This window comes from Ilumatobacter sp., assembly GCF_030065885.1.
In the GTDB taxonomy this organism is placed as follows: domain Bacteria; phylum Actinomycetota; class Acidimicrobiia; order Acidimicrobiales; family Ilumatobacteraceae; genus Ilumatobacter.
Genome location: NZ_JASJCS010000025.1, coordinates 34,237 through 40,900, shown reverse-complemented (window position 1 = coordinate 40,900; position 6,664 = coordinate 34,237). Strand labels below are relative to the sequence as shown.

Genomic DNA, 6,664 nt, shown 5'->3' with positions numbered 1-6,664 from the left:
ACTCCCCCTTCGAAGGAGCGACGGTCGTCCACGATCTGAACCAGCCGCTGACCGCCCCGGTCGAACCGTTCGACACCGTGATCGATGCGGGGACGACCGAGCACGTCTTCGACATCCCACGTGCGCTGAAGACGGTCACCGAGCTGTGCCGACCCGGCGGGCGGATCCTGCACTTCGTGCCCGCGAACCAGAACTGCGGTCACGGGTTCTGGCAGTTCTCGCCCGAGCTGTTCTTCTCGCTCTACTCCGAGCGCAACGGCTATGCCGACACCGAGGTGTTCGCCACCCATTTCCCGAGGTCGCAGCGATGGTGGCGGGTCTCGCCACCCGAACCCGGCAAGCGCGTCAACCTCAACTCGGTGCGCGATCTCTACCTCGTCTGCCGAACCACACCCGGCGAGAGCGTGAGCAGCGACCCGGTCGTGCAGCAATCCGACTACATCCACATGTGGAACCGGGACGAGCAGCCCACCCAGAACGGCGTCGTCGACCGGCTGAAGCGGTCGCCGCTGCGACCGGTGCTCGCACCGATCTCACGGCAGTACACCGCGTCGCGGCGCCGGGTCGGCCGCTTCAACCCGAGCCTCGAGCGCGTCCGCTCGGACGCGCTCGGCGGCCGGTGAACTGAGCGCACTCCCCCACGCTCAGCGGCTGCTGAACACGTCGGTCCGCACGCCGCACAACCTCCGGGCCGCGTTCCAGCTCAGGAGCTGCTGGACGACCGTCGCGAGCGCTGAGAACGCGGCCAGCGCGGGGGCCGTCCCGATCAACGAGGCGATCCAGCAGCCTCCGACGAGCAGCGACGCCCCGATCGCCGCGTGGCGCATCACCACCCCGTCGTGGTGCTCGACGATGAGCGCGGCATGCGACGGACCGGTCAGCGAGTTGACGAGCTGCGACCCGGCCAGCACCGCGATCAGTGGCAGGGCGTCGACGTACTCCGACCCGAAGCCGATCTCGAGGAGCGGGCGGCCGAGGAAGATCAAGCCGATCACGATCACGCCGCTCAGCGCAGACGACAGCTTGACGACCGATCCGATCGTGCTCTGCGCCGAGGCCCCGTCGAGTCGGCCGCGGCTCAGGTGCGGCAAGGCGACCATGGTGGCGGCGCGGACCGGCAGGGCCACGAGCGCAGCGACGCGGAGGGCGATGCCGTACTGCGCCAGCTCGGTCGCCGACAGGAAGAACGCGCCCAGGACGATGTCGCCCAGCATCACGACGCGCTGCAACACGATCGACGCCGTCAGTCGATGGGTGTCCGCCCACCGGAAGCCCGCGTCGACGTCACCGCCAGGTGTGCGGCGCCACGCCGACCGCAGCCGCGGCAGCGTCACAGCGCCGGCGACCGCGATGCCGGCGAGCTGGACGGCGACGACGTCGGTGAGCGACAGCGTGAGCGACGCGGCCAGCGCGACCGCGAGCCCCACCGCCAGCAGGCCGCGGTCGAACCAACCGTTGAGCATCGTCGCCAGATCGATGCGGAGGATGCCGCGGGCGAACTCGACCCCGGCCCGCAGGAACAGGAGCGCGACGATCAGGCACGCTGCGATCCAGGGCAGTCGCTCGGGGCGCGGACCCGACACGGAGGTCGCGATCGCCCACCCGCCGGGAATGAGCACGACGGCGAGGACCAGCGCGAGGGACGCCACGAGCGCGCGGAACGCGGACCGCGCCACCGACGACGGCGACACGCGCTCGATGCCGAGCCGGCGTACCACCTCGGGTCCCACGCCGCCGATCGTGAACGCGACGCCGAGCTGCGCGAGCGACGACACGAAGAACCACTGCCCGACCGTGGCCGGGGTCGCCACCCTGGCGAGCAGGAAGCCGACGGCGACGTTGACCGCGGCCAGGCCCAGCTGCCCGCCCGCGAGCGCGACGTAGTCCCGTCTGACCGTCACCGGCGAACGACGGGACCGACGTCGGACGGCTCGTTGCGGCACCACGATGGGCGCGCGTCGCCGAGCAGGTCGCCCAGCGCCTCGAGCTCGTCCGCGAACGACTCCACGAACCCGGCGGGATACGGCTCGTCGTCGCCCGACGGATCGGCCGACGTGGCCCATCGCAGGGCACGGCGCAGGCTGCGGGGCGCGTGATCCCTGGTCAGCCTGCGGATGCGGGGACTGGTGTACGCACGGCTGGCGGCGCGCCGCACGAACCGCAACCGGGGCTCGACCGAGCTGTTGACCCGACCGGGGTCGACGAGCTCGACGACATCGACGCCGAGGTGCTCGAGCATCGAGGGCACGACCACCTCGGCGCTCGCGACGGCCTGCTCGTACTCGACGACGAGCACACCGTCGCCGAACCGCTCGACGAACGGCCGTAGGAGACGTGCGTACTCGCTCTGCGACCGATAGAGCCAGAACGGGTTCCAGTTCGCGTTCGCACGTTCGGGTTCGGCGTCGAGGGCGGCTGCGAACGAGAGCATCTCGCGGCCCTGACCGCGCATGAGTTGATGGGCCGAGCGAGCACGCTCCCAGGGCTTGCGGAGCATGACCACCATCCGCGCATCGGGGCACAACCGCTCGATTGCCTCGATCGAACGCTCGGGCGAGCTGAGGGTGGACACCGATGCCTCGCCCGCCACCGAGCCCGGCTCGCAGGCGAAGAGCGCCCGCCACTCCGCCTCGACTCGCACCACCGCACGGTTGGTGAGCGCATCGCCCGGACCCTCGTACTCGATGCCGTGCGCGCCCTCCGCCAGGTAGTGCGGCTCCTTGGGCACCGACATCGAGATCTGGGGATGCGAGTCGAGCACCCGGGTCAGCCACGTCGTCCCCGCCCGCCCGGCGCCCAGGATCAGGAAGTCAGGTGACGCTGACATCGCGGGGAGTGTAGGGAAGGCGGTGGTAGCTCGCTCCGAGGCCGATCAGCACCGACGCCAGGATGCCGAGACCCGCCGTGAGCAACGCCGCCGACGTCAACCCGACCCCGAAGGAGAACACGATCGCGGCCCGCGCCACCAGCATCAGCTGGGCGGCATCCGGGTCGAGCCGGCGTCCCCGAGCGGATCGCCACACCAGCCAGTAGACCGACACGAAGGCCAACGTGCCGACGAGGCCGGTCTCGGAGAGCAGCTGGAGCAACATGTTGTGGGCCTGGAGATCGGAGTGCACCCGCTCGCCGGCGACGTCGACGTTGACGATGCGCTCGACACCGACCGGCACGGTGTCGAGATCGTTGAACCGGTAGATGCCGCGACCGATGAAGGGGCTCGCCACGAAGTCGTCGAGCGCCTCGCCGAACAGGCCGAAGCGCTTCAGCACGTTCGCTTCCGCACCCGAGGTCGCGACGGCGGCGATGTCGACGTTGTCGCGCGACCGGAACAGCTCGCCGGCGTTCGACGTGATGCGAGTGCTCCCGAACGAGGTCACCGTGTCGCGGAACCTCGGCGAGACGACCAGGACCAGGATGCATGCTGCGGCGACGGCGAGCACCCGCTTGGTGGTGCCGGTGCTGGCACGGCGCAGCATCAGATACGCCCCGACCGCCCCGAGGCCGACGAGCGACGCCCGCGAGCCGCTCGACACGACGGCCGCGCCGAGCACCGCGAGCGAACCGAAGTGGAGCAGCGACGTCGCGAACGGCCGGCGGATCAGGATGTAGACGATCCCCAGTCCGTAGAGGAACCCCGGCACGTGGTGGCCGGACGTGAAGCCGTGGAACAGCCGGAACCCGCCGACCCACGACGAGCCGAGCACGTCGAGCACCAGCGCCAGACCGGCGCTGACGACGAGCAACACGATCGTCCGCCACAGGGTCCGCTCGATCACGGCCCTCGAGGACAGGCTGGACGCTGCGGCGAGGACGAGGAGCGGCAGGATCGCGCGACCCTCGGTGGTGAAGAAGTCGACCCACCGGCCGACGGCGCCGGGGCTCGGGAGCGACCCGATCGCGAGCCCGTAGAGCAGCCAGCCGGCGACCACGACCGACGCCGCCCGCACCCACGAGAAGCGGAACGACGAGCTGAGTCCGGGGGCCACCATCAGCATCCCGATCGCGACGAGCGCCGCGCTGAGCAGCACGAACCTGGACACGACCGCCGACAGCGTCAACAACAGCAACCCGTTCGACCGCAGCACGTCGCGGCCGGCGCGGGATCGCCGGTGACGCTCGGGGGGCCGGGCCGTCGTGGTGAGCGCTGTCGTCATGGGGTGGCGGGATGACCGTTGCGGAACCGGAAACGGCGCCCTCTGTCTATCATCGATCCTCCATGACCATCAACGAGGCAGGCGCCCCGCGGGCACCGCGCGGCAAGCTCGTCGGCGCACCCGCGACCAACCTGGTCCTGGTCACCGGCTGCCCCCGCAGCGGCACCACCTTTCTCGGAAAGGCGCTCTCCAGTCCCCGGAACGTCGACTACTTCCACGAGCCGCTCAACCCGAGTTGTGGCCTCCCGAGCGTCACGACCGATTTCGTCGACATCGGCCACCCGTCGAACGCCACGGCGCAATCGGAGTTCCGCCGATTGCTGCGTTATGAGCCGATGTTGACCACGGGGAACTACCGACGTGATTCGTCCTACCGCCAGCTCGTCAAGCGCGTCGTCGGCTCTCGCGGCCCGTTCATGCTGCGTCTCGCCCGGTTGAACCCGTGGTCCGAACACGCCGTCGTCAAGGATCCCTTTGCGGCATTGTCGGTGCGTTGGCTTCGCGACGAGGCCGGTCTCGCTCCGATCGTCATCCTCCGCCATCCCGCTGCCGTCGCCGAGTCGTTCCGACGTCTGGGGTGGCAGACCGATGGGCTCGCTTCGGATCTGGCGCGGCGCGACGGATTGATGTCCGATCGCGAGCGCGAGATCGCCGACTCGATCGCTGACGAGCTGTCCAGTGCCGCGCTCATCTGGCGGGTGCTCGTTCGCCACATGCTCGAGACCCCGTCGCTGCGCGTCACCCACGAGGCATTGAGCGATCAACCCCGTCGGGTGGTGCGGGCATTGTGCGACGCGACCGGCCTGCCATACACGGCTCGCACCGAGCGCTTCCTGGGCGCCACGACGACATTGAACGGCAAGCCGGCCACCGCCGAGACCGCCAGCGCTCAGAGCTTCCGTCGTCACAGCGGTGGCATCTTCGCCGCTGCGATCGACGCCCTGACATCGGCCGAGCTCGACCGCATCTGGGAGATCACCGGTGACCTCGCACACGAGTGGTACGAGCCGGCGGGCGTGATCGAGGGCACGGCCGTGCTCGACGGCGAACCCTGACCGACCCGGCGGCCCGAGGAACCAGGCGGCCTCAGCGCACCGGGCCGGCGAGCTCGTCGAGGATCGCACGGATCCGCTCGGCGAACCGCGCGCTCGAGAACGTCTCGGCGTGCGCTCGGCGCCGGCGATCGTCGGCAGGATCGGTGAAGTCGCGCAAGGCGTTCGCCCACACGTCGACGTCCCCACCGTCGACGAGGCGCCCCGAGAACTCGGGATCGACCGAATCGAGCGCACCCCCTGCGTTGCGTGCGATGACCGGCGCCCCGCACGCCTGCGCCTCGACGAGGGTCATCCCGAAGTCCTCGATGCCGGCATAGACGAACGCCCTGGACTGCTGGTAGAGCGCCCGCAACTCGGCGTCGTCCGGGTTGACGACGAATCGGACGTAGTCATCGGCGAGTGTGCGCAGGCGACCCAGCTCGGGCCCGTCCCCGGCGACGACGAGCCGCCGGCGGGCCGCCATCGCAGCACGGACGACGAGGTCGGCGCGCTTGTAGGGGATCAACCGGCCTGCGTAGAGGAACTCGTCGCCGCGCTCGCAGTCGGCAGGCCGCCACCACGCCACATCGATCGGCGGGTGGACGATCACCGACGACCGCCCGTACGCGCGCTCGATCCGGTCGGCGACGTACGACGAGTTCGCCAGGTAGACGTCCACGCGCCGGCTCCACCTGCGGTCGAGGAAGCGGAAGACGGCGGCGACCACGGGGAGCAGTGGGCGCAGCGACCAGTGGAGGCGATGCCGCTCGAGCCGCCACTCCCAGGCGTAGCGCATCGGGGTGTGGCAGTAGCACAGGCGCTTCGCATCGGCCCGGATCGCGTTGACCGTCGCGTGGGAGCTCGTCACCACGGCCGAGGCGCCTCGGAGTTCGAGGCAGCGCCACGCGATCGGCATCAACGGCAGCAGCGCCTGCCATCGACGCCCGCGCGATGCCCAGGGTCCGAACCGGCTCTCGTGCACGGGGCACTCGATCCCGAGCTCGTCGACGACATGGTCGGCCTTCGAGAAGCACACGACCGCCTGCGCGTCGACGGTCGCGGCGATCTCGGCGGCGACCTTGTCCGACCCGGCGCGTGCGGTCAGCCAGTCGTGGCAGACGACGACGCCGCCCCCATCGAGCCACCCGGCCTCGACGGTCGGCCACATCCATCGCCCGAGTCGACCTCGAAGCGAGGCGGCGACCCGCTGGACGGGCCTCATCCGGCGCAGCGTCCCGCGCGTCGTAGGTGTCGGACCGGATGCATGGATCCGGAAGGATAGGAGGCGCCGCGCCCGTCGCCTCACGTCGACGGGGCCGCCGGCCGCACCGTCCCCGGACACACTCGCCGGCGCTCGTCGAGGCGCAGCGCGGCCGTCGTCGGGACGGCTCGACCGGAACCCGGATCGCGTCCGAGATCCGCCCCGCCAGGTAAGATCCCGCAACGCCGGACCGGGTATCGTTGCCGAAGCGGGCC

5 protein-coding genes and 1 pseudogene are annotated in these 6,664 nt (G+C 70.6%); 2 read left to right on the top strand and 4 right to left on the bottom strand.

Going from position 1 to position 6,664, the window contains the following annotated elements; all coding sequences use genetic code 11:
- Positions 1-623: pseudogene (locus tag QNJ12_RS08000) on the top strand (hypothetical protein); the annotation flags it as partial.
- Between the two features lie 21 nt (positions 624-644).
- On the opposite strand, the gene QNJ12_RS07995 reads toward QNJ12_RS08000, so the two are convergent.
- The 3 genes from QNJ12_RS07995 to QNJ12_RS07985 are packed head-to-tail and all read right to left on the bottom strand — an operon-like array spanning position 645 to position 4,154.
- Complete coding sequence (locus tag QNJ12_RS07995) at positions 645-1,901, bottom strand: lipopolysaccharide biosynthesis protein (protein ID WP_300621299.1); 1,257 nt, start codon at positions 1,899-1,901, stop codon at positions 645-647.
- On the bottom strand, positions 1,898-2,827 hold the full coding sequence (locus QNJ12_RS07990) for a sulfotransferase (RefSeq protein ID WP_300621296.1): 930 nt from the start codon (positions 2,825-2,827) through the stop codon (positions 1,898-1,900). The genes QNJ12_RS07995 and QNJ12_RS07990 overlap by 4 nt, the downstream gene beginning before the upstream one ends.
- A complete protein-coding gene (locus QNJ12_RS07985; protein ID WP_300621294.1) occupies positions 2,811-4,154 on the bottom strand; it encodes an O-antigen ligase family protein in 1,344 nt (447 codons plus the stop codon). The genes QNJ12_RS07990 and QNJ12_RS07985 overlap by 17 nt, the downstream gene beginning before the upstream one ends.
- 62 nt (positions 4,155-4,216) lie before the next feature.
- Between QNJ12_RS07985 and QNJ12_RS07980 the strand changes: the two genes are divergently transcribed.
- Positions 4,217-5,209, top strand: coding sequence for a sulfotransferase (locus tag QNJ12_RS07980; RefSeq protein ID WP_300621291.1), 993 nt, complete (start codon positions 4,217-4,219; stop codon positions 5,207-5,209).
- 31 nt (positions 5,210-5,240) lie between these two features.
- On the opposite strand, the gene QNJ12_RS07975 is transcribed toward QNJ12_RS07980, so the two are convergent.
- The gene (locus tag QNJ12_RS07975) at positions 5,241-6,410 is read right to left on the bottom strand and encodes a glycosyltransferase (protein WP_300621288.1); all 1,170 of its coding nucleotides are present in this window, start codon (positions 6,408-6,410) and stop codon (positions 5,241-5,243) included.
- Positions 6,411-6,664: the final 254 nt, after the last annotated feature.

Excerpts from the sequence above, each read along its gene's own strand:
- QNJ12_RS07990 (WP_300621296.1), bottom strand. The coding sequence starts at position 2,827 with ATGTCAGCGTCACCTGACTTCCTGATCCTGGGCGCCGGGCGGGCGGGG.
- QNJ12_RS07985 (WP_300621294.1), bottom strand. The coding sequence starts at position 4,154 with ATGACGACAGCGCTCACCACGACGGCCCGGCCCCCCGAGCGTCACCGG.
- QNJ12_RS07980 (WP_300621291.1), top strand. The coding sequence starts at position 4,217 with ATGACCATCAACGAGGCAGGCGCCCCGCGGGCACCGCGCGGCAAGCTC.
- QNJ12_RS07975 (WP_300621288.1), bottom strand. The coding sequence starts at position 6,410 with ATGAGGCCCGTCCAGCGGGTCGCCGCCTCGCTTCGAGGTCGACTCGGG.